At 40.5% G+C, this 26,158-nt stretch carries 25 protein-coding genes, 2 pseudogenes, 1 riboswitch and 1 other annotated feature; of the genes and pseudogenes, 20 read left to right on the forward strand and 7 right to left on the reverse strand.

Annotated elements, in window-relative coordinates:
• Positions 1-74 precede the first annotated feature (74 nt).
• The 10 genes and pseudogenes from ACIQ0H_RS03035 to ACIQ0H_RS03080 all read left to right on the forward strand — a co-directional run bounded on the left by ACIQ0H_RS03035 (position 75) and on the right by ACIQ0H_RS03080 (position 5,742).
• A complete protein-coding gene (locus tag ACIQ0H_RS03035) occupies positions 75-590 on the forward strand; it encodes a DNA topology modulation protein (RefSeq protein WP_403410726.1) in 516 nt (171 codons plus the stop codon).
• A 65-nt stretch (positions 591-655) separates the two neighbouring features.
• Positions 656-1,036: a hypothetical protein gene (locus tag ACIQ0H_RS03040; RefSeq protein WP_403410729.1), complete on the forward strand. Its 381-nt coding sequence runs from the start codon at positions 656-658 to the stop codon at positions 1,034-1,036.
• 230 nt (positions 1,037-1,266) lie between these two features.
• Positions 1,267-1,434, forward strand: a pseudogene (locus ACIQ0H_RS03045) (transcriptional regulator); the annotation flags it as partial.
• A gap of 48 nt (positions 1,435-1,482) precedes the next feature.
• Positions 1,483-2,388 carry an NAD(P)/FAD-dependent oxidoreductase gene (locus ACIQ0H_RS03050; protein WP_403410732.1) on the forward strand — a complete coding sequence of 302 codons (906 nt, stop codon included), beginning with the start codon at positions 1,483-1,485 and terminating at the stop codon, positions 2,386-2,388.
• 241 nt (positions 2,389-2,629) lie between these two features.
• Entirely contained in the window at positions 2,630-3,028 is a 399-nt protein-coding gene (locus ACIQ0H_RS03055) for an Rrf2 family transcriptional regulator (protein ID WP_403410735.1), read from the forward strand.
• A gap of 382 nt (positions 3,029-3,410) precedes the next feature.
• Positions 3,411-3,746 (forward strand): hypothetical protein, encoded by a 336-nt coding sequence (locus tag ACIQ0H_RS03060; RefSeq protein ID WP_403410738.1) that lies wholly within the window; start codon positions 3,411-3,413, stop codon positions 3,744-3,746.
• Positions 3,733-4,371: an O-methyltransferase gene (locus tag ACIQ0H_RS03065; RefSeq protein WP_403410741.1), complete on the forward strand. Its 639-nt coding sequence runs from the start codon at positions 3,733-3,735 to the stop codon at positions 4,369-4,371. The genes ACIQ0H_RS03060 and ACIQ0H_RS03065 overlap by 14 nt, the downstream gene beginning before the upstream one ends.
• Positions 4,371-4,973, forward strand: a complete 603-nt coding sequence (locus tag ACIQ0H_RS03070; RefSeq protein WP_403410744.1) for a LysE/ArgO family amino acid transporter — start codon at positions 4,371-4,373, stop codon at positions 4,971-4,973. The genes ACIQ0H_RS03065 and ACIQ0H_RS03070 overlap by 1 nt, the downstream gene beginning before the upstream one ends.
• Positions 4,974-5,023: 50 nt before the next feature.
• Positions 5,024-5,353: a chaperone CsaA gene (gene csaA / locus ACIQ0H_RS03075; protein ID WP_403410747.1), complete on the forward strand. Its 330-nt coding sequence runs from the start codon at positions 5,024-5,026 to the stop codon at positions 5,351-5,353.
• 95 nt (positions 5,354-5,448) lie between these two features.
• On the forward strand, positions 5,449-5,742 hold the full coding sequence (locus ACIQ0H_RS03080; RefSeq protein ID WP_403410750.1) for an RNA polymerase alpha subunit C-terminal domain-containing protein: 294 nt from the start codon (positions 5,449-5,451) through the stop codon (positions 5,740-5,742).
• Between the two features lie 210 nt (positions 5,743-5,952).
• On the opposite strand, the gene ACIQ0H_RS03085 is transcribed toward ACIQ0H_RS03080, so the two are convergent.
• Positions 5,953-6,822: a LysR family transcriptional regulator gene (locus tag ACIQ0H_RS03085; protein WP_403410753.1), complete on the reverse strand. Its 870-nt coding sequence runs from the start codon at positions 6,820-6,822 to the stop codon at positions 5,953-5,955.
• Between the two features lie 129 nt (positions 6,823-6,951).
• Here ACIQ0H_RS03085 and ACIQ0H_RS03090 point away from each other — a divergent pair, with 129 nt between their 5' ends.
• The 4 genes and pseudogenes from ACIQ0H_RS03090 (at position 6,952) to ACIQ0H_RS03105 (ending at position 11,498) form a co-directional block, all read left to right on the forward strand.
• On the forward strand, positions 6,952-7,821 hold the full coding sequence (locus ACIQ0H_RS03090; RefSeq protein WP_403410755.1) for a DMT family transporter: 870 nt from the start codon (positions 6,952-6,954) through the stop codon (positions 7,819-7,821).
• A 59-nt stretch (positions 7,822-7,880) separates the two neighbouring features.
• Complete coding sequence (locus ACIQ0H_RS03095; protein WP_403410758.1) at positions 7,881-8,591, forward strand: NAD(P)H-dependent oxidoreductase; 711 nt, start codon at positions 7,881-7,883, stop codon at positions 8,589-8,591.
• A gap of 558 nt (positions 8,592-9,149) precedes the next feature.
• Positions 9,150-10,934 (forward strand): annotated as a pseudogene (gene ggt / locus ACIQ0H_RS03100) (gamma-glutamyltransferase); the annotation flags it as partial.
• Between the two features lie 39 nt (positions 10,935-10,973).
• Positions 10,974-11,498, forward strand: coding sequence for an S-layer homology domain-containing protein (locus ACIQ0H_RS03105; protein WP_403412334.1), 525 nt, complete (start codon positions 10,974-10,976; stop codon positions 11,496-11,498).
• A 75-nt stretch (positions 11,499-11,573) separates the two neighbouring features.
• Here ACIQ0H_RS03105 and ACIQ0H_RS03110 read toward each other — a convergent pair whose 3' ends face one another.
• Positions 11,574-12,935, reverse strand: coding sequence for a sodium-dependent transporter (locus ACIQ0H_RS03110; RefSeq protein ID WP_403410761.1), 1,362 nt, complete (start codon positions 12,933-12,935; stop codon positions 11,574-11,576).
• A 69-nt stretch (positions 12,936-13,004) separates the two neighbouring features.
• Positions 13,005-13,233 (reverse strand) — a binding site (T-box leader).
• An 885-nt stretch (positions 13,234-14,118) separates the two neighbouring features.
• On the opposite strand from ACIQ0H_RS03110, the gene ACIQ0H_RS03115 reads away from it, so the two are divergent.
• From ACIQ0H_RS03115 to ACIQ0H_RS03140, 6 genes are all read left to right on the forward strand, one after another.
• Complete coding sequence (locus ACIQ0H_RS03115; protein WP_403410764.1) at positions 14,119-15,507, forward strand: APC family permease; 1,389 nt, start codon at positions 14,119-14,121, stop codon at positions 15,505-15,507.
• Between the two features lie 288 nt (positions 15,508-15,795).
• The gene (locus ACIQ0H_RS03120) at positions 15,796-17,289 is read left to right on the forward strand and encodes an aldehyde dehydrogenase family protein (protein WP_403410767.1); all 1,494 of its coding nucleotides are present in this window, start codon (positions 15,796-15,798) and stop codon (positions 17,287-17,289) included.
• Between the two features lie 55 nt (positions 17,290-17,344).
• Positions 17,345-18,523, forward strand: coding sequence for an iron-containing alcohol dehydrogenase (locus ACIQ0H_RS03125; protein ID WP_403410770.1), 1,179 nt, complete (start codon positions 17,345-17,347; stop codon positions 18,521-18,523).
• Positions 18,524-18,593: 70 nt separating this feature from the next.
• The gene (gene speB / locus ACIQ0H_RS03130) at positions 18,594-19,553 is read left to right on the forward strand and encodes an agmatinase (RefSeq protein WP_403410773.1); all 960 of its coding nucleotides are present in this window, start codon (positions 18,594-18,596) and stop codon (positions 19,551-19,553) included.
• Positions 19,554-19,973: 420 nt separating this feature from the next.
• Positions 19,974-20,804 (forward strand): MerR family transcriptional regulator, encoded by an 831-nt coding sequence (locus ACIQ0H_RS03135; RefSeq protein ID WP_403410776.1) that lies wholly within the window; start codon positions 19,974-19,976, stop codon positions 20,802-20,804.
• A gap of 292 nt (positions 20,805-21,096) precedes the next feature.
• Positions 21,097-22,572, forward strand: a complete 1,476-nt coding sequence (locus ACIQ0H_RS03140) for a protein adenylyltransferase SelO (RefSeq protein ID WP_403410779.1) — start codon at positions 21,097-21,099, stop codon at positions 22,570-22,572.
• Positions 22,573-22,850: 278 nt separating this feature from the next.
• On the opposite strand, the gene ACIQ0H_RS03145 is transcribed toward ACIQ0H_RS03140, so the two are convergent.
• The 5 genes from ACIQ0H_RS03145 to ACIQ0H_RS03165 form a co-directional block, all read right to left on the reverse strand.
• The gene (locus ACIQ0H_RS03145; RefSeq protein WP_403410782.1) at positions 22,851-23,072 is read right to left on the reverse strand and encodes a small, acid-soluble spore protein tlp; all 222 of its coding nucleotides are present in this window, start codon (positions 23,070-23,072) and stop codon (positions 22,851-22,853) included.
• A gap of 66 nt (positions 23,073-23,138) precedes the next feature.
• On the reverse strand, positions 23,139-23,888 hold the full coding sequence (locus tag ACIQ0H_RS03150) for an ABC transporter ATP-binding protein (RefSeq protein ID WP_403410785.1): 750 nt from the start codon (positions 23,886-23,888) through the stop codon (positions 23,139-23,141).
• Positions 23,881-24,654, reverse strand: coding sequence for an ABC transporter permease (locus tag ACIQ0H_RS03155; protein ID WP_403410788.1), 774 nt, complete (start codon positions 24,652-24,654; stop codon positions 23,881-23,883). Before ACIQ0H_RS03155 ends, ACIQ0H_RS03150 begins: the two co-directional genes overlap by 8 nt.
• Positions 24,651-24,941 carry a thiamine-binding protein gene (locus ACIQ0H_RS03160; RefSeq protein WP_403410791.1) on the reverse strand — a complete coding sequence of 97 codons (291 nt, stop codon included), beginning with the start codon at positions 24,939-24,941 and terminating at the stop codon, positions 24,651-24,653. Before ACIQ0H_RS03160 ends, ACIQ0H_RS03155 begins: the two co-directional genes overlap by 4 nt.
• 12 nt (positions 24,942-24,953) lie before the next feature.
• On the reverse strand, positions 24,954-25,919 hold the full coding sequence (locus ACIQ0H_RS03165) for an ABC transporter substrate-binding protein (RefSeq protein ID WP_403412337.1): 966 nt from the start codon (positions 25,917-25,919) through the stop codon (positions 24,954-24,956).
• Between the two features lie 124 nt (positions 25,920-26,043).
• A riboswitch (TPP riboswitch) is annotated at positions 26,044-26,152 on the reverse strand.
• Positions 26,153-26,158: the final 6 nt, after the last annotated feature.

Consider the following 26,158-nt stretch of genomic DNA (forward strand, 5'->3'; position numbering starts at 1 on the left):
TACAACGCCCTGTTCTTCTTCAGCTATCGAGGCGGTTCAGTATTATAAAAAGCATACAACAGGGGTGGCGGACTATGAAAAAGATTGCATTAATTGGATCAGGTGGTTCAGGGAAATCTACTCTGGCACGAAGATTAGGTAAGAAGTTGAACATAGAAGTTTATCATTTAGATGCATTGTTTTGGAAGCCCAATTGGACGCCAACACCGAAAGACGAACAAAGAAAAGTGCAAAATGAATTGGTGAAAAAAGATAAATGGATCATTGATGGGAATTATAACGGAACAATGGATATAAGACTGAATGCAGTGGATACCATTATTTTCGTTGATATTAATAGGGTCATCTGTATCTATCGAATTGTTAAACGTATGATTCGATACTGGGGAAAATCTAGACCGGATATGGCGGAAGGTGTCAATGAGAGGCTGGACTTTGATTTCCTGAAATGGGTTTGGGATTACCCGAAAACAAAGAAACCTGTTGTTTTAAAGAAATTAGAGCAATTACCCAATGATAAGCAAGTCATTATTTTAACATCTCCAAGGGAAGTACAACTTTTTTTAGATAGAGTTAAAAACGAGATTTAATCTTGTCAAAGAGGGGGAGATTTATTATTAACCAATAGAAAATCCACAAAATAAAAGGAGGAAACATGAGAAAAACATTATTGATTATCCTTACAGTTATTTTTTTGGTTTCCTGTGATAATTCTGCAGCGACAGTTGTGGATGACTATGGTGTGAGTAAATTAAATGTTGATTTTGGTGATAATGAGGCTTATGAAATCGGGGCTAATGTTGATGGAATGCCCATTTTTCAAGATGCTAAGAAGGCGTTAGAACAAGCTAAATTAGATTATAAGGACGGATTTGACGCAATAGCTGTTGAATTTGATTTGGAACCTATCAGTAATCAGAATTTTAATGATAATAAAAAGTTAGGTTGGCAAACTACAGGTAGAGATAGAAATGTTAATCAACAGAGCGCTGAAATATCTAGTTTTTTTGAAATATACGAGAATAGTTTTAAGTGAAGAAGGATACCGAACAGGGACCATAAATAGGTCCTATTATTTTATGAGTAGATGATCATAAATGTTGTTTAACAGAGCTACATATCTATCCAAAATCACCTTGGTGATTATGAAAAACTAGTGACAATCCGCAAAAAAAGCATGCAACCTGCTTGCTATTTTCCGGCTTAGCCTCTACAATCAATTGCAGACATTAAGGGTCTGTAATAGATGTTTGTGCGTAGGGATGAATGTCATATTCAATAGCGTCAAATTATGCTTTGCATATGATGGTCTATTTGACGTTAATGCCGAAGGGTAAATCGGTTGGGGTGGAACAGCTGGTGTGCGTGCAAAAACTGTCCCCACCTGCCGATCATTTAACAATATTAGTGAAGGCAGGACTTGCTACATCGACTATAGACATTGGAAGTCTGGAATATACTTAATTTAAAGGGAGCGGTTAGATGTTGTTGGATTGCGTAATTATTGGTGGAGGACCAGCAGGTTTAAATGCAGCACTTGTTGTGGCGAGGTCTGGAAGAAAGGTCATACTCTTTGATGAAGATAAACCGAGAAACGGTGTCACGCAGGAGTCTCATGGGTTTATAACAAGAGACGGGATCAAACCAGCTGAATTTAAAAAAATTGCGCAAGCAGATTTGATGAAATATCCGAACTTAGCTATTCAAAAGCAACGAGTGATTGATATACAAAAAATAGATGAAGTGTTTGGTATATGGACAATGGACGGGAACACATACCAAGCAAAAAAGGTGATTTTATCGACGGGCCTTACAGATATTATGCCTCAAATCGCGGGCATTCATGAATTCTACGGGACAAGCCTGTTTAATTGTCCGTTTTGTGATGGTTGGGAATTAAAAAACCGTGCAATAGTTGTTATATCAGAAGAGCCGCGCGCATTTCATATGACTAAAATGATTTATAATTGGAGTCAAGATGTGGTCGTTTGTACGAATGGAAAAACCATTCTCTCTCAGGATCAGAAAGAGTTATTAATAAAGAAAAATATAACGGTTATAGAAGATGAAATACTACAATTAGAAGGAGAAGGAGGTTATTTGAAAAAAATTCGATTTAAGAACGGAAAAGAAATCGCAAGAGACGGGGGCTTTGTGACGACTGGTTTACAACAAGCGGCCCAATTCGCGCAAACCTTAGGCTGTAACATGAACAAGATGGGCGGCATCGAAACCGATACATTTGGACGCACGAATATCGCAGGTGTTTATGCCAGTGGAGATAATTCCAATTCTCTCCCTTCTCAATTAATCATTGCTGCAGCTGAAGGAAGTAAAGTGGCAATCGGCGTCATCGGTGATTTGATAAATGAGGAATTTGAAAACTAATATCTCAAATTGAGAGGCTGTCCAGAAAGACTCCCCTCCAATTCTGTAAAGAGCAATACGATCAGCATTAATTTACATGGATAGTAAGTAAGTAAGTAAGTAAGTAAGTAAGTAAGTAAGTAAGTAAGTAAGTAAGTAAGTAAGTAACAGCTCCCTGACTCATGAAGCAAATCGAACAAGTTGACAGTTTATCTATTTCGAGGATATTATAGGTCCTATTAGTCTTTATAGGGGTGGTACTATGAAATTTTCAAAAGCAACGAATTATGCTCTCCATACTATGCTTATGCTTTTTACTGATTCGCAGGCTAAACCGGTCAGAGTCCAGCAGTTGGCAGAATCCCAGGCTGTTTCTCCGACTTATCTTTCCAAAATTTTAACCAAGCTAGTGAAAGCTGGGATGATCGAATCCATTTCAGGAGCCAATGGGGGCTATCGATTATCGTCTAAAAAAGACGACATAACATTTTTAGATATTATCCATGCGATTGAAGGTACAGCCTCGTTATTTGAATGTGATTTTGTCCATGGTGATGAATGTTCCATTCAGGCTATCATGAAAGAGGCGGAAGAGAAAATGCATAGTTATCTTAAAAAAATGAAATTAGCGGATTTGGCTCAACAGCACATGAAAGTGTAAGTTGAGCTACTGTATGTTGATAGAAAAATGATGGTCTGCAGTTGTAAAATCCTTTTGGTTTTATTATAGATATAAATGCTCTTTAATAGCTGTTATATAGAATGGAGCGTCATGATTGTGTTTACGCTGAAAATTGGTATAGCATTTGCTAACAAGGAACCAAAGGACAATAAAGCAGTGGTAGTCTAGGTCTTTCGGGTTCTGTATCTATAAATGCTTATTTTAATAATAAAATTTTATAATGCCCTCCTGCATAAAAAGTGTAGGAAGGCTTTTTTTTATTGAATTCAAACAATTAAACATTGACGATGCGTATACATATGTATACACTATAAAATATAATGATGCGTATACATATGTATACGCAAGGGGGCGGTTCACTATGAGAGAAGAACGTGCGAAGAGAGAAGGGCGCCATCACGGTAGACGCCACGGTGGGGAAGAAGGTTCACATCAAGGTGGTCCCAAGACTTTTAGGCGGGGGAGGGCTCTTGCTTTTTTAGAGCGCATGCATCTGAAGCGTTCAACGATTAAGCAACAGTTAGATCAACCAGAATTTCAATCCATTCAACCCATTTTAGTCGGTGAATTAAAAGCGATTGATATGGTCATCAGTGAGTTTATTCAACTATTTGACATCAATGAGGACGAAATGGTGGAAAGTAAAAAGTCAGTAGATGCTAAAGAAGAAGGGATTGAAATAGATGAAAAAAATTAACGGTTATATCGATACAGTGTTTACAAAGCAAGATGCTTTGTTGGATGAAGTGATTTCGTCCATTGAAGAAAACGGCATGCCAGCCATATCGGTGTCGCCGTCTTCTGGCAAATTATTAACGATGCTGATGACGATTTCAGGAGCGAAAAACGTGCTTGAAATCGGTGCACTTGGCGGCTATAGCGGAATTTGCCTTGCAAGAGGATTCGGTATGGAAGGGAAATTGATGTCCCTTGAATTAGAGGAGAAATACGCAACGTTAGCGGCTAGCAATCTAGCAAAAGCAGGCTTTGGTGAACAAGTGTCCTATCGAACGGGACCTGCATTGCATAGCCTTGAACAATTAGAAGGTGAGGGGCAGAGCTTTGATTTTTTCTTCATTGATGCAGATAAAGAAAACTATGAAAATTATTTAGACGCTTGCCTTCGACTTGCGGAACCGGGTGCGTTAATCGTCATGGATAATGTACTAGCTAGAGGAAGTGTAGCGGATCAGGAAGCGGAACCAAAACGCTATACGGCATTCATGCAAGCATTTAATGAAACAGTAGCGAATCATCCGCAATTGGAATCACTGTTAATTCCTATTGGAGATGGGTTGACGGTTTCAAGAGTGACGAGGTAATGGAACCAATTTTACACGGTATCATTTTAGCATTTGGACTGATTTTACCATTAGGTGTCCAGAACGTTTTTGTGTTTACACAAGGCGTGACGCAACCACATCTGTTAAGAGCTTTTCCTGCGGCGATAACCGCTGCCATTTGTGATACGCTGTTAATTATTTTGGCGATCTTGGGTTTATCGGTGATTGTTTTGCAATTTGAATGGCTTCGATTCGGCTTGTTAGTGTTGGGTATCTTATTTCTCGTCTACATGGGGAAGGTAATCTGGTCTTCTGGCGCGGCGAACATGGAGGGAAAAGAAGCTTTACCTGTTCACAAACAAATCCTTTTTGCTCTGTCCGTATCATTATTGAATCCACATGCGCTATTGGATATCATAGGTGTGATTGGGACGAGCGCAGTGAAGTATAGTGGGCAGGAACAACTGGCCTTTGCGATTACCTGCGTTGTTGTATCCTGGCTTTGGTTTCTTGGCTTAACGATTGCAGGGGCAACATTGAAGAAAATCAAGATAGCGAGTAAAGTCTTCATTGTATTTAATAAATGTTCGGCGCTATTTATATGGGGAACAGCGTTCTATTTGCTTATCAGTTTACTTTAAAGTGAAGATTGTGAACAATGATTGTATATCTAACAAAGGGGATGATGATGTTGGCAGCAATCGAAGATTTTTTGAAATTGGATATACGCGTGGGGACGGTAGTAGAAGCAGAACCATTTGACAAAGCACGGATTCCGGCTATTAAGATGTTAATCGATTTTGGTGAATTCGGCATGAAATACTCTTCAGCGCAAATTACAAAGAGATATGCTCCGGAACAACTGATTGGACAGCAGGTCGTTGCCATCGTCAATTTTCCAGTTAGACGTATTGCAGGTTTTAAATCGGAAGTATTGGTTATCGGCGGCATTCCAGAAGAGGGAGATGTCGTTCTCTTAAAACCAGATCAGCCCGTTGCAAATGGAACGTCAATTGCTTAACAGCCAACAACTTTGAGATATCGGCTGATAAAAAATCTTGTCGAAGTATTATATAATAAGGGAAGTATAGATTGTAAGGAAGGGGACAACTGACTATGACAACATCAAAAAGAAGTTTGCGGACATGCAGCAACGGCCACGAATACTACAAGAGTAGTGAGTGTCCCGTCTGTCCGACATGTGAACAGGAACGGAAGCCTATCGATGGATTCCTTGCAAAACTTTCTGCTCCTGCAAGAAGGGCGTTGGAGCATCATGACATTACGACATTGCAACAATTAGCTACGTTTAGTGAAAAAGAAATTTTACAATTTCACGGTATAGGTCCAGCTTCGATGCCTATACTTAGAGCTTCCTTGGAGGAAAGTGGGCTATCCTTCACGCAGTAATAAGGAACATTCAATGCGGTTAGGGCTATTTGATGCTAAACATCCTTTTAAATAATCTATAGATCATTTAGCAGAAAGAATTCATCTTTTTCAAGATGGATTCTTTTTGCTTTCCATAAAATAAAAGTTACTCCTCTCTTGGAATGACGTAGAGGTAAGTAATAAAATAACGTCACTCACCTGTATGATTAGGGAGCGTTATTACATACTTCAAACAGGATTGCCATACCTCTCGATAATAAAGTCAATAAAACGTCTACTCGCTATCGGAAGCACTTTTTTGTTCTTGTATGCCAAACTGATTGTACGGAAAACAGATGGAGAAATCGTTTTCGTCACAATGTTATATGGGCATCTATTTAAGACAAGTTTAGGTAAAACAGTTAGCCCAAGTCCTTGTTCAACCATAGCCATAATCGAGTAATCATCATGCACCTGGTATTGGATGTTGGGTTGCAGATTGTTATGATTAAAAATGGTTAACGGTTCACTTAGTTCTCCCTCGTCCAAAAGAATGTAGGGATCATTTGTTAATTCTTTCAAGGAGACATTGTCATGCATAGCTAACGGATGATCACTTGGTAAAACAGCGAGCATTTCATCTTCTTGCAGCGGAATGGTTGTCAGATTCGATACAGCTGTTGGATTGACAAAGCCGAAGTCTACGCTACCATCTTTAATCCAATTAGAGATATTCGTATATTCGCCTTGATGTAATTCAAAGTGAACAGCTGGATATTGTTCCTTAAAATCCTTCATCAATCCTGGTAACCAATTGCATGAAACACTTGAAAACGTTCCGATTCGGATAATCCCACTCTGCAGTCCTTGCATCTCATTATGTTTTTCGATCAATTCCTGATGTGAATTACTGATATTTCGAATATAGGGTAAAAACTGCTCGCCATCTGGCGTCAATGTAATCCCTTTACGGGAGCGCAAAATCAGTGTGGTCGAAAGCTCCTTCTCCAAAGAATGGACCATTTGGCTAATGGCGGACTGCGTATAGCCGAGCTCTTCAGCTGCTTTGGTAAAACTGCCTATTTCAATGATTTTGATAAAAGCACCATACGGATTCATCCTCTTTTACCACCTTTACATTAGTAACTCTAATAGTTCCATTATAAATATTCGTTTTATTAATGCAAATGCAGGTGATACGATATAGCTAAGCTTTTGAGAAACAGATGAAAGGGGAGGACCACGCGATTGACACAACGACAAGCAAACCTGATGTTAGCAACGGTTTCATTTGCTTGGGGAGCATCGTATATTTTTATGAAGCTCGCTGTGGATGAGATTCCCCCATTAATGATTATCGCTTTACGATTTGGCATTGCGTTTATCGTTATGGTAGCGATATTCTTCAAAAAAATCATCCGTGTAGATGCTAAGACATTGAAATACAGTGCGATTGTGGGGGCTCTGTTATGTGGGATTCTCATTGCTCTGATGTATGGTGTGAAAAACACGACTGCTTCTACAGCTGGTTTTTTGACGAGTACAACAGTTATCCTCGTTCCCGTGTTACAAACAGTCATCACACGTAAACTGCCAAGTGAAAAAATTGTATGGGGCGTTCTGATTGTCACTACTGGTTTATTATTACTACTAATCGGCGATGATTTTACTGTTGCACCCGGAGCATTGTATTGTTTAGTGGCTGCTCTCCTTTATGCAATCCATATTATCGTTACAAATCGCTTTGTACGTGAGGTTGATGCCTTGCAGCTAGGAATATATCAACTAGGGTTCGCTACGCTGTTTGCAACCGTTGGGACCTTTCTATTTGAGACACCTGTTTTGCCGGCTAGTGCGATTCAGTGGTTCGCGATACTTGGTTTGGCACTCGTCTGCTCTGCTTATGGCTTTGTTATGCAGCCTATTGCTCAGAAGTACACGACACCTGAAAGCGCCGGTTTTCTCTTTGCGCTTGAACCCATTTTTTCAGCCATACTTGCATTCATCTTTCTTCATGAAAACATGGGGGTACAAGGCTATTTTGCCGCTATGCTTATTTTGGCTGGTGTACTCATAGCAAACTCTACATCTAAAAAACAACTGGAAATAGATTTTTGATGAATATAGATTTTTAAATTCTTCATGAAAAAGGTACTTAAACTATAGGAGTTGAAATCATGAATATATTAATTATTTACGCACACCCAGAACCCAAATCATTCAATAGTGCTTTAAAGGACCTTGCCGTTTCAGAATTAACTACTCTAGGTCATCAAGTCAAAGTGTCGGATTTGTATGCGATGAATTTCAAAGCTGTTGCTGACCGGGATGACTTTCAATCGCTTCAAAACGAGAGTTTTTTGAAATATGCAGTGGAACAAAAGCATGCAACGGAGATGAGCAGTTTTTCTCCGGATATTCAAGAAGAGCAAGAAAAACTTCTTTGGGCGGATTTCGTCATTTTCCAATTTCCTTTATGGTGGTATTCTGTTCCTGCCATTTTAAAAGGTTGGTTTGATCGGGTATTTGCTTCAGGTTTTATTTATTCCAAAGATAATCGATATGATACTGGCGGACTTAAAGGTAGGAAAGCAATGTTGTCAGCTACAACAGGATCACCTAAACATGCGTATACGCCGTATGGAATGGATGGTGATATGAATAAGAAGATCCTTTTTCATATTAATCATGGAATGCTTTACTTTGCCGGCTTTGAACCTGTCGAACCATTCGTCGCTTGGACGCCATCACATGATGAAGAAGACCGAAAGCGGTACCTAGAAGAATATAAAAAACGTTTACACAAGCTCTCGGAAATTCCATCTATCCCGTATCATCCAACTTCCCACTATGACGAAAATCATCAATTAAAGAAGGAGTATAGATAGTTCTTACTGGCTTTCCTGCAGTTATCATAAAACCATAAAAAATTGCTTGATATTTTCTTTTAAGCAAAAAATCATAGCTCTGAACATGGTTGGAACTTAATGTTCATGGGACTGAATGAACTAGTAGTGACAGGTAAAGTAAGCTATCAAGGGTAACATTGTATTACCCAGCAATTATAGATTACGAAACATAAATCTGAAGAGGTCATTTTGATGCATTTGTATCGAAATGACTTCTTTTTGTATCTTAATAATGAAGCCGCATTTATGTCCGGTTCATGTCTATACATTCACGGAATATAGTTATGCAAGTGTCAGCGGTTGAAAACTTGATTGCAAATCTAGCCCTATGAATCTATTTCGTGTATAGTTGACATGTATGGAATAATTTGATTTTTATGAATATTATTCCACTATAAAACGAAGGGGCGTGTGTTGTGAAGTGAAAAGATGGAAAAAAGGCTATAGCTGCTGTTTATTTTCGGTATACAATAAACGGCTTCCTTTTAGTTTGTAAGTTGTAAATGCCAAGTTAATTTAATCAGAGGAGGGATAAGTATGAAAAGAAATAATAAGCTACTATCAATACTTTTTACCTTAGTACTAGTGATTAATCTTGGAGTTCCGGCGGTACAAGCCGCCGATAAGAAAGATACTGAATTTGAACCTGAGAATCCAGGGATTAAAGATGAACAAATGGCAGTGGGTGAAAAGGGCATGGTTGTGACAGCGCACCCATTAGCCTCAAAGATAGGAGCAGAAATCCTTGAGCGAGGAGGTAATGCCGTTGATGCAGCTGTTGCGATTCAGTTTGCATTGAATGTTGCTGAGCCTATGATGTCTGGTATTGGCGGAGGCGGATTTTTGATGTACTACGATGCCGCCAAACATGATGTTTCCATTATTGATAGTAGGGAGCGGGCACCAGGTGGAGCTACCCCTGATATGTTTATGGATAAGGGTAACAATGCGGGTAAATCGATTCCTTTCTCCGACAGAGTACAAAGTGGTCTTTCAGTAGGTGTACCAGGTACCCTCAAAGGACTAGAAGTTGCTTTGGAGAAGTGGGGAACGTTCCCGATGAAAGAGCTTATTCAACCTTCAGTTGATATGGCCGAGCAAGGTGTAAAAGTGAATTGGGTACTCGCGGGGGCTATAGAAAGTAATCAGTCGAAACTATCTAAAAGTGTGGCAAAGGAAGTATTTATGCCAGGTGGGAAACCCCTATTAGAAGGGGATCTTCTTGTTCAAAAAGACTTGGCTAATACGTTTAAACTGATTGGGGAAAAAGGTTCCGATGTCTTTTATAAAGGTGAAATAGGAGCTGCAATTGCAGATGTGGTACAAGAGTATAAGGGAAGTATGACAATAGATGATCTCAAGCGCTATGATGTCACACACGATATACCTGTATGGGGAGCGTACAAAGGCTATGATATAGCGACAATGCCACCTCCGAGTTCTGGTGGATTAACAATGCTACAGTTACTGAAGAAGATTGAAATGCTTGATCTTACGAAACATGACGTATCATCTAAGGCGAAATACCACCTAATGGCAGAAGCGATGCATCTCGCCTACGCGGATCGTGGCGCATATATGGGTGATCCAGAACATATTGAAGTACCAGCAAAAGGGTTGCTTGACCCGACTTATCTTCGTAAACGTGTTGATCTGATAGATGAAGAGAAGGCCAATCCAAATGTTCGACCAGGAAAACCTTGGGATTATCAAGATGGTAAATCGTCTGTGACAACAACTCAACTAAAAGACGATAAAATAGATGGCCAAACGACTCATTTTACTGTAGCTGATCAGTGGGGAAATCTTGTTTCATATACTACGACCATTGAACAGTTATTTGGATCAGGTATCATGGCACCGGGAACAGGGATTTTGTTGAACAATGAATTGACTGATTTTGATGCAACTCCAGGTGGAGCAAATGAAGTTCAACCGCATAAACGTCCATTAAGTAGTATGACACCAACCATTGTATTTAAAGATGGCAAACCTTTTATGACAGCGGGTTCACCGGGAGGTTCAACCATTATCACTTCCGTCACACAAGTTATACTAAATGTGATTGGTTATGAAATGGATATTAAAGATGCGATTGAGGAACCACGTATTTACAGTAATAACTATCCAACGATAAGGTGGGAGCAAGGTATTGCGAAAGACGTACGCAATCAATTAGCTCAAGCGGGGCATAAGCTTGAAGAAAAACCTCAAGAAATTGGTAACGTAAATAGTATTCTGATTGATAAAAACGGCGTATATATTGGAGCGGCAGATTCTACTAGAGAAGGTACAGCAATTGGAGTCGCGAAAGTAAAGAAGCCAGTTGACCCTAATCTTCCAGCTATCAAGTTCACGGATATTTCGAATAGCTGGGCGAAAGGTTTTATTGAAAAGGCTGTCGACCAAGGGATTATCAAAGGGTATCCAGATGGAACATTCAAACCGAACAACCATTTAACGCGTGTACAAGCTGCAGCCTTGTTGGTTCGTGCACTCGACTTAAAATCAGATGAGACTGCACCATTTGCAGACATTGATGGCTATTCGGCCGTGACAAAAGCTGAAATAAATGCGGCTTATAAATTTAACATTGTGAAAGGACAAGGCGGTAAATTTAAGCCAGAGGAGCAAGTTACACGTGCACAACTGGCATTAATGATTCATCGTGCGTACGACTATAAAATAGGCAAGAAGTACATCCCATCAAAAAAAGCTCCGTATACTGATTTCGGAAATTATGATGCTGAAACCGTTGCTGCTATATCCATGTTGCACGAACTCGGTATTGCGACAGGTGCAGAGGGCAAATTTAGTCCGAGCAACCCAGCAACCCGAGCAGCTGCAGCTAAAATACTTGTGAATTTCATGGGGAATGTGAAGTAAATAGAAAAGGGACAATTCGTTCAAACGTGAACGAATTGTCCCTTTTTCTTTGGGGATCATGCATGCTGAATGAAGTTAAAACAAATCCACGATGAGACCAAGAATTCCTGTAATATCAAGGAATACGATGATGATGACACAAGGAATAATGTATTTCATGATGAAAAACCAGCTGTTGAATGCGATAGATCCCAAGCGAGAATGCTGAAGAATTTCTTTTCGCAAAGTGCTTTTTTCAATTTTGTGTGAGACGAAAATAGAGATTAACAGCACCCCAACTGGCATTAAAATATTACTCACTAAATAATCGGCTGTATCAAATAAATTCTTTGAGAAAATGAATACATCATCCAAAAGACTATACGATAATGCGGAAGGGACTCCTACTACAAAAATGAGTGCACCTACAATAAATGCATACTTTGTACGCTTCGCATCATTTCCTTTCATAAGTGAAGCAACAATGATTTCGAGCATCGAAAAGGCTGAGGTTAATGTCGCGAATAAAAATAATGCTAAAAATCCTAATAAGAACGCTTCGCCAAAAATAATTTGGTCGAATACAGCAGGCAATACAACAAACAATAAACCAGGACCTTCAGCGGGTTCTAATCCAAGTGAAAAGACTGCTGGGAAGATAGCTAATCCTGCGAGTAAAGCAATTAATAGGTTCATCGACACGATAGAAATTGCTGGTTGAATCAAGCTCTCCTTTTTTGACAAATAAGAACTATAGGTTACCATAACCGATACCCCAACGCTTAAAGAGAAAAAGGCTTGTCCCATCGCGAACAAAACGCTTTGAGAAGTGATATTCGAAAAGTCAGGTGCTAAAAAGAATTTCACACCTTCCATTGCATTATCGAGTGTTAACGAACGTACAATCAGGACAATGAATAACGCGAATAAAGCGGGCATTAATATTTTACTAGCTTTTTCAATGCCATTTTGAACGCCTTTCGCGACTACCAATATAGTAATGACCAAAAAGCCTAATTGAGCAATAATCACTAACAGTGGGTTGCTAATGGTTGTGTTAAAGACCGCTGCGTAATCGGCGCCCTCATGGATAATGCCGCCAAACAATCCTTTGGAGAAATAAATGACAATCCAACCACCAATAACACTGTAAAAAGACAGCAGAAGGAAACAAGTAAATACTCCTAACTTTCCAATCCAATGCCAATTGGTGTTTGGTGCTAAACTACGATAGGCACTGATCGCTTCCTTTTGTGTGCTGCGGCCAATGACGAACTCCGCCAATAATAATGGAAAACCGATAAATAAAGAAAATAAAATAAATAGTAGAAAGAATGCGCCCCCACCGCTTATCCCCGTGACATAAGGAAGTTTCCAAATGGCGCCAACTCCTATGGCAGATCCTGCTGCGGCTAAAATAAAGCCAATCTTCGATGACCATTGCTCTGATGTTTGCATATAATTCCATCCAATCTATTTGTAGTGTGTTCTATGATGAACAAAAAAAGCCACATCTCTATCGTTAACGATAGGGACGTGGCTTTTCACGCGGTACCACCCTAATTGGAAACAGCATATGTGTTTCCCACTTGTTTAAAATAACGGTTTAATCCGTTTTATACTACGTTTTCAATACTGCAGTATAAAAAAAGCTCCAAGAATGAAATTCACCAAGTCTTTGTATCAGTTTGCACCAACCACTGATTCTCTAGTAACAGGGAGACCGGCTTAATAAGGTTCTTTTCAACGCTCGTGTAATCTATTTAGTATAGACGGAACTATAGCATGATTAAATAAAGAGGTCAAGCCCTACTTTTTAAACTTTCCTATTATTTCACCTCATTCCTGCCCGCCGCAGATTATCAGATAGTATGACACAAGACATTTCCAGGGGAATGTTTTTGAAAATGGCTGTGCTCGAATTCACGCAGTATAGACGAGGTATTCCGATTACTTATTCTTTTAAATTTAGGTCATTTGACATGTGTGTTACTTTAACTGGCTCAAACTTGTAGAAAACTTTATCAAAGTATACATATTGTAAACTCCACTGCTTCTCGACAAACCTGCGGCAATGGAAAGTCTTGTGTTGCTAATAAAGCGATCATAAACGAAATACGGTCTCATGTTTTGTCATAGAAAGTACAAATTATTTCTTTGTTGAAGTTGGTCGACCAATTGCGGAACGCTCCGATAATGAAAATTCAAAAATCCTATTATGTCCTAGCGATATTCGGGTAGTGAAGTGGAGCTAATTACAGTCCTAATGAATTCCTCTTTCCGAGAATGGATGGTTTTGCATGTATGTTTTCTTAGTAATGGATGAAAACATATATATTGTAAGCAATTGGACTACTTATAATCAATACATGGTTGGAGAATCAAATAAAAAAAGTAGTGCAACCCAATGGCTTGCACTACTTTTTTGAGATTAAAAGCAGGTTTTGTTCGGCTAAGTATAGTGTGAAATAGTTGGTTGGAATTAGGGTGTCTAAACTGTGGGGAATTATGGATTTTTTATTCACTAAATAATCGTAATCTAGCTCTTGACCTTTGTGTAACAAAAACCTTTATAGTCATTAATAACGCAAGTGTGAATCTTCGAAAGATTTAAATTACTATGGTGAATGGAGGAAGAAGCATGGAGAGACAAACGTTAATTCGAACGCTGACCTTATCTCAAGTTGTCTTTTTGGGGATTGCATGGAATAATCCGATGGTATTTTTCAATACATTTGGGATTGCTACAGTCACTTCGCAAGGTGTCATCATGGGGGCATATATCATCGCCTTTCTTGCAATCCTGTTCACCGCATTTAGTTATGGAAAGATGGCAAAAGCATTTCCAATCGCTGGTTCGGCTTATACATTCACACAAAAGTCGATTAATCCGCAGATAGGGTTTCTTGTCGGCTGGACAATCATGTTGGATTATATGCTGACACCGATGGTTACTTGCTTGATGTCGACTGTTTTTTTACGCGCTGTATTCCCTGAAATCCCTCATGCCCTGTGGATTATTTTGTTAACCGCATCGATTGTTTTACCTAGTATTCTAGGTGTTAAGTTCACAGCATCGACTGGGAAAATCTTCGTGATAGCCCAAATAGTGTTTGTTGGTGTTTTTTGGGTCTTAACGATTAAAAGTTTATTGGCAGGTGTAGGAACAGGTACGCTTTTCTCTCTCCAACCTCTGTTCAATAGCGACATCGAATTGCCTGTCATACTGGCGGGAGCGTCCATTCTTTGTTTCAGCTTTCTTGGCTTTGACTCCCTGACTACATTGTCAGAAGAAACAATCAATCCAGAAAAAACAATTCCTAGAGCAATCATCATTATGCTTGTGACGATTGGTATTCTCTATATCGGGTCAGCTTATTTAGCACAATTGGTCCACCCTGGTTTTTCATTTGCAAACACGGATTCTGCAGCTATGGAAGTAGTTTATTTAGTCGGTGGGAATGTGTTCAAATCCGTATTTGTAACCGCGGTAATTTTAGGTAATTTCTCTTCTGGTGTGGCTTCAACTACTAGCGCATCTCGTGTGTTGTACGCAATGGGGCGGGATTCTGTATTACCTAAAAAAGTATTTGGGCATATCCATTCACGCTTTAAAACTCCATCAACAGGGATTATTGTCATTGGGACCATTTCTTTGTTGGGTATTGTGCTAACCCTTGATCAAGTTATTAAGTTTATTAACTTTGGGGCGCTTATTGCATTCACATCTGTTAATTTGTCTGTCATCTTCCACTATTTTATTAGAAATCGTAGGCGTTCTTCTATTAGCGAACATATGCGTTATCTATTTATGCCTTTACTTGGTGCAGGGTTTACGCTTTGGTTATGGTCGCACTTAGAGTTGGACGCGATGATTCTTGGAGGTATTTGGGTGGCATGTGGTTTGGGTTATCTCCTTCATATGACGAAGTTTTTCAAACAGCAATTACCCGAGTTCAGTTTCGATAAGGAGATTATTCCAGAGGAAGAGATGATCTCTGAGGAAGTCTATATGGAAAAGGTACAATAAAATGTAAGGGCTTTCACGATGTGAGGAGCGGCCCTTGAAAGGGGTGATGCTATTCGAAAAGGTTGGGTTTCGAAAATGAAGTCAGCTGGTTCGGAAAATATAAGGATGGAAACGTTTAAAACGATAGGATAAATAATTTTATTAAAAAACAATTAATAGTAATACGAGAGTTTAATGAAAATATGTAATGTTATTCCACTTCTATCATTCATTGTAGTTGCTCGATTGATGGGAGAGGTTAAATAATAGTTTTAAAAATTCTTCAAAATTAATTAGGGGGTTACTAAATTGCTAGAGTTGAAAATGTTTATTAATGGTGAATGGTTAAATGCTACTGATCAGGAAACATGCACGATTATCAATCCGGCCAATAACGAAGTGATTGCAGAAGCAACAAGGGCAAGTGTGGAAGAAACGCGGGATGCTATTGATGCTGCGCGAAGTGCATTTGATTCCGGAATTTGGTCAGATTTGCCTACTTCTGAACGAGCTTCATATTTATTTAAAATTGCAGATAAACTTGAGGAAAATGCAGCAGAGCTGAGTGCGCTTGAAATGATGAATGTCGGTAAACCTCTACGGGAAGCCGAGTTTGATGTTGCCGATGCCGTCGCTTGTTTTCGTTACTATGGTGACCTTGTCACAAAACCAAGCGATCAAACGTATACAGTTGCCGATCCGGTACAGGGACTGATTGTCCGTGAACCTGTAGGTGTATGCGGCATGATCGCCCCTTGGAACTTCCCGTTATTGACAGGGGCGTGGAAAATTGCGCCAGCACTCGCAGCAGGAAATACGATTGTGTTCAAGCCATCTGAGATAACACCAATTACTACTGTTAAGTTGTTCGAAATTCTTGAAGAAGTAGGCATTCCAGCCGGCGTTGTAAATTTGGTGACAGGTGGAGGTTCGACTGTCGGTAATAAATTGGCCGAGAGTAATAAAGTCGATATGATTTCATTTACTGGCAGCACAGCGACAGGCAGATCCATCATGAAAGCAGCATCAGAAAATATTAAGAAAACGGCACTTGAATTAGGAGGTAAATCACCAAATATCATCTTTGCAGATGCAGACTTTGAGACAGCGGTTGACTATGCACTTTACGGCATATTTGTAAATGCTGGGCAAGTCTGTAATGCAGGATCCCGCTTGCTTCTTGAGGACAGTATTCATGACAAATTCGTTGAAAGCCTGATTCGTAAAGCCAAGGAAATTCAGGTCGGCCGTGGTGACGATCCAGCGACAGACATGGGTGCCCTTGTTAGTGAAGGCCACATGAATACAGTACTGAACTATATCCAAGCCGGCATTGATGAAGGTGCAGAATTGGTTTGTGGTGGTAAACGGATTACAAGTGATGGACTTGAACAGGGGTATTTTGTTGAGCCAACAATATTTATTAATACAACGCCTAACATGCAAATCGTGCGAGAAGAGATCTTTGGTCCTGTACTGGTTATCCAAAGGTTCAAAGATGAAGCAGAGGCTATTGAACTTGCAAACGATACTCCATATGGTCTAGCAGCAGGCGTGTTCTCCCAAGATGATGCTAAAGCATTACGGGTTATTAAAAAAATTAGAGCAGGTATTACATCGATTAATGCCTTCAATCTTGCTTACGCTGAAGCACCTTGGGGAGGCTATAAGCAAAGTGGACTTGGCCGCGGATTGGGCACTTTCGGTTTGGATGAATTTTCGGAAGTGAAGCAAATCAATATTAACTTAGATGTCTGTCCAACAAACTGGTTTGAGGGATCACGAACTGTTCAAAGTAATTGATAGGAAGATATTCACTAGTAAGAATGACTTTAAAAATAGAAAGGGGAAATGCGTTATGAGATGGGAATTTAATTTTAATGTACCGACTTCTATTGAATTTGGAAATGGGACTGTTAACAATGTAGGGAAAAGAGCGAAAGAGCTTGGCGGTGAAAAAGTCCTTATCATTACCGATAAAGGGCTTGCCCAAACGGGGATTTTGGACAGGATCACAGATACTTTGGATCAGGAAGGGGTCTCGTATCTCGTTTATGATGAAATTACACCAAACCCGAAAGACGTCGATTGCGTCAAGGCATACGAAAAGTTCAGAGATGACAATATCGATTTGTTGATAGGCCTTGGTGGCGGAAGCTCCATGGATACAGCTAAAGCGATTGGCGTACTCTTCACACACGATGGGGAGCTGAAAGATTATTATGGTTTTGATAAGCTTGAAAGAAAAATCACACCGCTTATTTGTATCCCAACCACTTCAGGAACAGGAAGTGAAGTAACGACAGGTTCTGTCATTACGGATACAATCACCAAGCAGAAAGAAGCGATTCTTGATATCCAACTAGCTGCTAAACTAGCAATTGTGGACCCTGAATTGACGCTAACATTGCCGAAGTCGATTACGGCTGCTACTGGGATGGATGCACTTACACATGCGATTGAAGCGTATACAGCTAATGTTGCTGAACCGATTTCTGATGCGCTTAGTCTATATGCAATAGAGTTAATCGCCAAATATCTACCGGTAGCTGTAGAAAACGGTAAGGATATAGAGGCAAGGCAAAACATGCTTGTGGGAAGTATGATTGCGGGTATGGCATTTGACAACGCTGATCTTGGTGCCGTGCATGCAATGGCTGAACCGCTTGGAGGGCTGTATGACACACCGCATGGAGTGGCGAACTCGATTTTCCTCCCGCATGTATTTGAATATAATATTTCTTCCAATCCAGAAAAACATGCGACGGTAGCTGTAAAGCTGGGTGCGAAAGCTGAAGGGAAAACTGTGGAGGAAATTGCCCAAGAAGGTGTTGTTTTGCTGCATGAACTCGCCAGTAGAATTGGCATTCCAAAATTCCGAGATCTTGCTAATGTTAATCCTGAAGATTTCCCATTCCTCGCTGAAGGGGCTTTTAATCATTTATGTACCATTACCAATTCTCGAAAATTATCGAAAGATGACTATTTGACATTGTTCCAAAAAACGTATGGAAAGCAACTTGTGACAGGTATATGAAAAACTTACAGTGCAAAGGTGAATTCCTTGTGCATACGTGAGAATCTAAGCTAGCAAAGGGGTAATAATGATGGTGAGTCTAGATGAGAAACAAGTTTTGAATTTACCGTTCACAGGAATATGTACGTTTGGCAAGTATCCGATTTGCCCAGATTTGGACCAGCTAGATGCCGATGTAGCGGTCATCGGCGTGCCGAATGACATGGGGACCCAATGGAAGTCGGGTGCTAGAATGGGACCACGAGGAATTAGAGAAGGGTCAACGCTATACAGTTTTGGATTAGAGGGTGCGTATGACATTGAAAATGATATTACGTATCTTGGACCAGATTGGAACGTGGTGGATTGCGGCGATGTCGATATGGTGCATGGTGACCTGATGCAATGCCACCACAACACAGAACAAGCAATTCGTAAAATCGTCTCAAAAGGTGCCATGCCAGTCGTGTTAGGTGGAGACCATTCCATCACAGCGGCAGTGGGGAAAGGATTGGAAGACTTAGGTCCGTTTCATGTGATTCAAATTGATGCTCATCTGGATTGGGCGGATCACCGCTCTGGCATGCGCTATGGTCATGGCAACTGTATTCGTCGTTTATCGGAGTTGGATCATGTACAGAAAATATTCCAATTTGGTATCCGTGGCATTAGCAGTAGTAAAAAAGAGGATGTTGATGCTGCAAGAGATTATGGAAGTGTGATTCTATCTCCGCGCCAAATGCGCAAGATGGGGATTGAAGAAGTGCTAGCGCAGCTACCAGCAGGGGAAAAATATTATGTGACTATTGATATCGATGGAATGGATCCGTCAATTGCTCCTGGGACGGGCACACCTTCCCCAGGCGGTCTCCTTTACGATGAAGTAAACGAATTATTAGAAGGAATTGCGAAAAGGGGAGATGTTATTGGTTTCGATTTAGTCGAAGTAGCGCCTCCCTATGATCCTACCGGTATGACAGGGCAAGTAGCAGCTCGTATTATGTTGGATCTACTCAGCTATGTTTTAAAAGAGAAAGAGAATAATTGTTAAGCCGAGATGATTTAGGTTTATTCACTCTTTTGGTTAATCGCAGAAATAGCCTAAAGGATTGTCCTTGACAAATAGTCAGAGTAGATTGCATAGTGTGTATTAAAGGTTCAGTCTGCAAAGTCTTATTCTTCCCACTACTAAGCGATCTACTCCCTTTTGTTTATAGGAGCGTATAACGATAAACTTGGAGATTGGCCTTGGATAGCTATTAATAAGCCTTGTCAATAGGGCGTGTAAATTTGTTTTTTACGAATTTGAAAGAAGTAAGAAAATAATTTAAGTTAAAACTTATCACTTTCTTTTTAGCTTGTTGAGTGTCTAAGAAACTCATCAAACTTAAAAATATTGAAGGCGGTAAGTTTTTTGAAATTCCTAATATAACAAGGTTGATAGTCTATAATTATTGAGGAGGTAAGCTAGTTGAAAGAGAAACTGACCATTGGTGAGATGGCAAAGCTACGCGGGGTAACTGCGGAGGCGTTGCGTCATTATGACCGGATTGACTTGTTCAAGCCGCAATTTGTGGATCCTCACTCTGGCTATCGATATTACTCCATTTTTCAATATGAAATTTTGGGTACCATTAAAGAGCTTCGACAGCTTAGGATGACCACGGATGAAATAAAGGAATACCTTAATGAACGGAATTTTAGTAAATCGTTGGAAATATTGAAAGACAAACATGAAGAACTGGTTGCAAAACTAAACGAATTGAACGAACTAGAAGAAAGCATTAGGGAGAAAATTATTTATCTAGAACGAGTGGAAAAAGAAAGTGATCTTCAACAAGTCGTATTTCGTAAGATAAAAACCAGGCAATTGTTGACTTTGAATGAGAAAATTAATAACAATTTTGAGCTTTGCTATGGTGTCTTAAATTTGGAGAATATGTTAACGGAGAAGACCCCAATTCTTGCTAGTAACAGACTAGGAATCATTATTGAAGAATCAAACCTTAGATTAGAACGCTTTGAAGAGCCGTCTACAATTTTTATTGTGGCAAAAAACAAGGAAAGTATACCAAATACCTATCAGATGACAATTCCTGGCGGAGTGTTTGCATGTATTCGTTATAATGGTGAGTTGTTGTCGAGCCGAAGTGAGAGTTTAAGAAAAATCCTTAATCACCTTGAAACAAACCGTTATCAAATCATTGGTGATGCATTACAAATCATGCATCTAGATATCACGATTACAGATAAACCGAATGAGATCATCTTTGAAATTCAAGTGCCCGTCCGAAAACTATGAGTCAAAAATAAATTGTTAAGATTAGACTGCTTCCTTTAAGAGTTGAAGGTGGTCTTTTTGTTGTTGAAGAATTTTAATGAGCAAAACGTCCAAAACAACAAGCGTTAGCAAGGTTATTCTAATTCATTTACAGTCCCTTCATGATTGAGATTTTTTAGCATACGAATCCGATTTCAACCCCTAGAGCGACCATTGATGCGTAGAAAAGGTATAATCAATTAGTAGAAGCAGACACTAATCGAAGTATCATGAATGATGATGTAAGAAAATGATAAGCAAAAAAGGAGATCCAATGAAAAAGCGAACAGAACCAAACGAAACAGGATGGAACTTGGCGAATAGTTATGCACAACTGCCTGAATCCTTTTTTACAACGATGACGCCAAACCCTGTTCAGTCACCGAAGTTAATCATTCTCAATGAATCCTTAGCAACATCTTTAGGACTGGATATTCAAACGTTACAAAGTGAAGAAGGGATAGCGGTACTTGCCGGGAATCGGATTCCTGAAGGTGCCAAGCCGCTGGCTCAAGCGTATGCGGGGCATCAATTTGGTCATTTTGCGATGCTAGGGGACGGCAGGGCTATGCTGATTGGCGAACAAATCACTCCTTTAGGTGAGCGATTTGATATCCAGCTAAAAGGATCAGGTCGAACGCCTTATTCCCGTGGGGGAGATGGACGGGCGGCACTTGGTCCGATGTTACGCGAATATATTATGAGTGAAGCGATGCATGCGCTTGGTATTCCAACCAGCCGTAGTTTAGCGGTGGTGACAACGGGTGAATCCATAGTTCGCGAAACGTATCTCCCTGGAGCTATTCTGACTCGTGTGGCATCCAGTCATCTACGCTTTGGGACATTTCAATACGTTGCAAAATGGGGCACGGATGACGGGCTCCGTCTACTGGCTGACTATGCATTGCAGCGCCATTTTCCAGACGTTGTGGCGGATGAGAATCGGTACCTTGCGCTGCTTCAAGCAGTGATTAAGCGACAGGCCGCATTGGTGGCAAAATGGCAACTCGTTGGTTTTATCCACGGTGTGATGAATACCGATAATATGACCATTAGTGGAGAGACGATCGATTATGGTCCTTGTGCTTTTATGGATACTTATGACCTGGCAACGGTCTTTAGTTCGATTGACGTTCAAGGTCGCTATGCTTATGGTAATCAACCGTCCATTGTCGGCTGGAATCTCGCACGATTTGCTGAAAGTCTTATATCGCTACTACATGAGGAGTATTCAGAGGGGGCTGAACTGGCCCAAGATGCCCTTTCAGAATTTCCGGAGCAGTTTCACGTAAATTGGCTCAAGGGAATGAGGGAGAAACTGGGAATCATCAACGAAGAGCCACGGGATAAAATCCTTATTGAGGATTTACTTCGCATGATGGAAAAGTATCAGGCAGACTATACCAACACATTCCGTGCATTTACTTTCGATACGTTGGAGGGACAGGACCTATTTGGAGCGCCGGAATTTGTACAGTGGCACGAACTATGGCAAGAAAGGCTAGACAGGCAACCGATAACTAAAGAAGCATCCCGTCAAATTATGCGTGATAGCAATCCAGCAGTGATCCCTCGCAACCATCGGGTGGAAGCTGCACTAGAAGCCGCAGTGGAACACGGAGACTACAGTGTGATGGAGCAGCTACAGGCTGTTCTTTTAAACCCATACGCCCATTCACTGGAGCAGGTAGAGTATTGTACGCCTCCTGCACCTACAGCCAGCCCTTACCAAACGTATTGTGGGACATAATCGGTTGTTATTCGTTTATCTCGAAAGCAATCAAAGAAACCAGACAGTTGGAATCCTGTCTGGTTTTTGGCGTTTTTTATTTATTTTTTAATTAACTTTATCATGTCCGTATGAGGAGCGTATCGTTTCGTAGAAATGAATGAAAGAGAGGGGAATTCCAAGGGACGAGGGACAAACAACGGGGAGCCATAAGCCTGATAGGGAAGTAGTCAGGCTTATGCTGGACGTACCTAGTGCATTAAAGTGAAATAGGGGAATTCATGACTGTCAACATATTGTTAAAAATATCCGTTAATACGAGATTTATCTTTCTCACGGATTTCCTCTTTTAAATTTTTGATTCCTTCTCTACGCTGTGCATTTTTCTCCTGGATGGCAGCCAATTCTTTTCCTTCTGCAAACTCCATAGCTATTTCCGCCTTCTCCATATTATTAACGGTTTTCTTGAGTCTTTCTTCAGCCGAAGCAGAATCGTTCGGCTTTGGGGTGAATTCGGGCATCTGATTTCCTCCTTATTTCATCAAAATACGTTCAGGAAATAGCATGCCCGCATTCATCATAACTATTTATGAATTTGATTGTTGTTTGCCTCGTAATTCATGATGGATTTCTCTTTTCAATTGCATAAACGGTTCGCTTAACAACATACTTTCCGTTCGGGGCCTTGGAAAAGGAACGATGATTTCCCTTCGAATCGATGCTGGTTTATCTGATAAAATTAAAATTCGGTCAGATAAATACAAGGCCTCTTCGATATTATGCGTAATAAAAATAATCGATTTTCGATATTGTTCCCAGATGGACAGTAGCCATTCTTGCATTTCAAAACGAGTGAATTCATCAAGTGCAGAGAATGGTTCGTCTAAACAGATGATGGACTGTGGACTGATAAGACTTCGAATAAAGGCAACACGCTGTTTCATACCACCAGATAGTTGGTGTGGATATGCATGTTCATAGCCACCGAGTCCTGCCTTTTCAATGAGCTCCAATGCTGTTGTTGTATCTTTTTGACCAGCAATTTCCGAACTCAATAATACATTTTGTAAAATGGTTCTCCATGGAAATAGAGAGGGATTTTGCGGCATATAGCTTATGTGGCCACGTGAATGGTTTAGCTTTTTTCCGTCTAGTCTAATTTCCCCTTGATCGGGTGGATATAAGCCTCCAATCAGTTGAAATAACGTGCTTTTTCCACTCCCAGAGGGTCCGACAATCGTGACAAATTCGCCTTCATTGACATGGAAGGACACATCTTGCAGCACGTGGTTTTCACCATAAGACTTTGAAATTTGTTGTAACTGTAATTTACCCATTGGATGAGTCTCCTTCTTGTCGTTGCCAACGAAGTAGCCATTTTTCAATCAGTGCAATGATGGCGAAAAAAGTTAAGCTCATGATCATAATAAGTAAAATTGCAACAAACACGCGATCAGTTTTAAAGGAAGAGGAGGCTAGTGTCATATAGACACCAATTCCTTTATTAGCCCCGAGCCATTCTGAAATAACAGCTCCCATGACACTGTAGGTAGCCGCAATTTTTAAACCCGAAAAGAGGGATGGAAGGGCATAGGGCCATTGCAACTTCCAAAAGATTTGTCGATTTGTTGCGCCTGTCATTTTCATGTAATGCAACAGGTCGCGGTCAGTTTGTCGTAAACCGTCTAGTGTAGCGATTGTAATTGGGAAAAAGCAGACGAGCACAATGACAATGACTTTCGGCAACATGCCAAATCCGAACCAAATGACGAGTAAAGGCGCCAACACGATGACCGGAATATTTTGTGACAAAATGAGTAGGGGATACAGTGCTTCTTGTAAGCCAGGGAGACGGAATAGCCATATGGCAACCAATAACCCTACGATGACACCAATCGCATATCCTGTAAGCGTCAGACGGATCGTGGACAGGATGTGATCGGCGTAATGCGTCCAACCATGGATGGCTTCTTGCCATACTTGCGTGGGAATGGGAAGCAACCATGATGGAATCTCGAACAATCGCCCTGCTATTTCCCATAAAGTAAGCAAAAGGATGATGACCAATGTTGGTCGCCATCCTTTTTTTAATAGATTATTCAACGGTATTTCTCCGTCAACTTGTCCATGGAAGCACCGTCTGGCTTATAAAATATTTTCACTTGAGAAATGATGCTGAGCGAGCCTTTTTCTATCATCCGCTCATTCATTTTTTGCACAATTTCCAGGAGTTCTGTTAAATCACCTTCCATTGTCGTTTCCAGTGGTGATACTTGATAAGGGACGCCAGCTTCGTCAATGACTGCAATGGCGGCATCCACCAAGGGAATCACATCTTCTCCATTGGGCATTTTCGGTATGATTTGAATACTAACAAGCGCGTTTGTCATTGTTGTTCCTCCTTATTTGGGTAGAAATTCATTGGTAAATGCATCTTTAGCGATAAAATCACCGTCAAGTAAGTCGTTTTCTGTCATCCAGTCTGCATAGTCTTGCCAAATCTCAATCTTTTGTTCACCCCAACGAGGTGCATCGTCTTGATATTTAGATGAAATCCATTGCTGACTCGCTTTGACAAGTTCTTCGTCAAGGTCAGGAACAGCCTTCATTAAAATCGATGCTGCCTCATCTGGATTGCTAATGGAGAAGTCATAGCCTTTCGCAACGGCTTTGACAAAAGCACGGACTGTGTCCGGATTGTTCTTAATCATTTTTTCATTGGTCGTAATGACAGGTGTGTAATAGTCGAGTTTATCGGAGAAGTCTTTTAGATATTGCATATTTAAGTCGATGCCACGCAGTTCGGCCTCAATCCCTGTCCAACCATAGTAAATCCATGCGAAGTCAATATCACGTTCAACTGCCGTGAAAAAGTCTGAACTACCGATGTTGATGTGGTCCACTTTTTTAGCATCTGCTTGTTCTTTTTCCATTAGTGAAGTGATAACGGCCTGCTCGACGGGGGCACCCCAACCTCCATACGTTTTTCCTTCATAATCTTTTGGGGATTCAATACCCGCTTTTTTCAAAGACGCAAATCCCGACGTATTATGTTGGAGAATTGCTGCGATAGAAACGAGTGGTATGTCTGCGGCACGTGCTTCTGTTAGGGATTCTTGTGCGCCGATACCAAATTGGGCTTTACCTGCTGCAACGAGCTTGTCAGCACCTGCCTCGCCCGGGAGTATAATTTCCACATCAAGGCCTTGTTCTTTAAAAAAACCTTTTTCCTGTGCTACGTACAGGCCTGTATGGTTTGTATTTGGCGTCCAATCGAGTACAAATTGAATCTTCTCCAATTCGCCTTCTTTTTTAGACTCATTTCCATTATTGGTACTACATGCCGATAGTAATAGGACGCTGAGCATGATGAACAACAAAGCTTTTCTCAATCTTGTTCCTCCCTTTAAATTCAACGCAATTACGAGAGAACGATTGCCTAGAACGCAAAAATGCGTCCTCCGGGCAACCGAAGAACGCATAAACATAGGCATAGCTAATGAATATGTTCCCTCCGCTGGCCTTAACCAGATCAGGTTCTAAGGGTCTATACTTTCTAAGTATATCTCAACCAGCTCGACTGGTACCCCCACATAATTGTAACTGT

This window comes from Sporosarcina sp. NPDC096371 (assembly GCF_044762865.1).
GTDB lineage: Bacteria > Bacillota > Bacilli > Bacillales_A > Planococcaceae > Sporosarcina.

What these genes read in the sequence shown, in the direction of transcription:
- ACIQ0H_RS03110 (WP_403410761.1), bottom strand. Translation starts at nt 12,935, where the DNA reads ATGCAAACATCAGAGCAATGGTCATCGAAGATTGGCTTTATTTTAGCC.
- ACIQ0H_RS03165 (WP_403412337.1), bottom strand. Translation starts at nt 25,919, where the DNA reads ATGCTCAGCGTCCTATTACTATCGGCATGTAGTACCAATAATGGAAAT.
- ACIQ0H_RS03150 (WP_403410785.1), bottom strand. Translation starts at nt 23,888, where the DNA reads ATGGGTAAATTACAGTTACAACAAATTTCAAAGTCTTATGGTGAAAAC.
- ACIQ0H_RS03160 (WP_403410791.1), bottom strand. Translation starts at nt 24,941, where the DNA reads ATGACAAACGCGCTTGTTAGTATTCAAATCATACCGAAAATGCCCAAT.
- ACIQ0H_RS03125 (WP_403410770.1), top strand. Translation starts at nt 17,345, where the DNA reads ATGAGATGGGAATTTAATTTTAATGTACCGACTTCTATTGAATTTGGA.
- ACIQ0H_RS03145 (WP_403410782.1), bottom strand. Translation starts at nt 23,072, where the DNA reads ATGCCCGAATTCACCCCAAAGCCGAACGATTCTGCTTCGGCTGAAGAA.
- ACIQ0H_RS03085 (WP_403410753.1), bottom strand. Translation starts at nt 6,822, where the DNA reads ATGAATCCGTATGGTGCTTTTATCAAAATCATTGAAATAGGCAGTTTT.
- ACIQ0H_RS03140 (WP_403410779.1), top strand. Translation starts at nt 21,097, where the DNA reads ATGAAAAAGCGAACAGAACCAAACGAAACAGGATGGAACTTGGCGAAT.
- ACIQ0H_RS03095 (WP_403410758.1), top strand. Translation starts at nt 7,881, where the DNA reads ATGAATATATTAATTATTTACGCACACCCAGAACCCAAATCATTCAAT.
- ACIQ0H_RS03050 (WP_403410732.1), top strand. Translation starts at nt 1,483, where the DNA reads ATGTTGTTGGATTGCGTAATTATTGGTGGAGGACCAGCAGGTTTAAAT.
- speB (WP_403410773.1), top strand. Translation starts at nt 18,594, where the DNA reads ATGGTGAGTCTAGATGAGAAACAAGTTTTGAATTTACCGTTCACAGGA.
- ACIQ0H_RS03060 (WP_403410738.1), top strand. Translation starts at nt 3,411, where the DNA reads ATGAGAGAAGAACGTGCGAAGAGAGAAGGGCGCCATCACGGTAGACGC.
- ACIQ0H_RS03115 (WP_403410764.1), top strand. Translation starts at nt 14,119, where the DNA reads ATGGAGAGACAAACGTTAATTCGAACGCTGACCTTATCTCAAGTTGTC.
- ACIQ0H_RS03055 (WP_403410735.1), top strand. Translation starts at nt 2,630, where the DNA reads ATGAAATTTTCAAAAGCAACGAATTATGCTCTCCATACTATGCTTATG.
- ACIQ0H_RS03035 (WP_403410726.1), top strand. Translation starts at nt 75, where the DNA reads ATGAAAAAGATTGCATTAATTGGATCAGGTGGTTCAGGGAAATCTACT.
- ACIQ0H_RS03080 (WP_403410750.1), top strand. Translation starts at nt 5,449, where the DNA reads ATGACAACATCAAAAAGAAGTTTGCGGACATGCAGCAACGGCCACGAA.
- ACIQ0H_RS03070 (WP_403410744.1), top strand. Translation starts at nt 4,371, where the DNA reads ATGGAACCAATTTTACACGGTATCATTTTAGCATTTGGACTGATTTTA.
- ACIQ0H_RS03065 (WP_403410741.1), top strand. Translation starts at nt 3,733, where the DNA reads ATGAAAAAAATTAACGGTTATATCGATACAGTGTTTACAAAGCAAGAT.
- ACIQ0H_RS03040 (WP_403410729.1), top strand. Translation starts at nt 656, where the DNA reads ATGAGAAAAACATTATTGATTATCCTTACAGTTATTTTTTTGGTTTCC.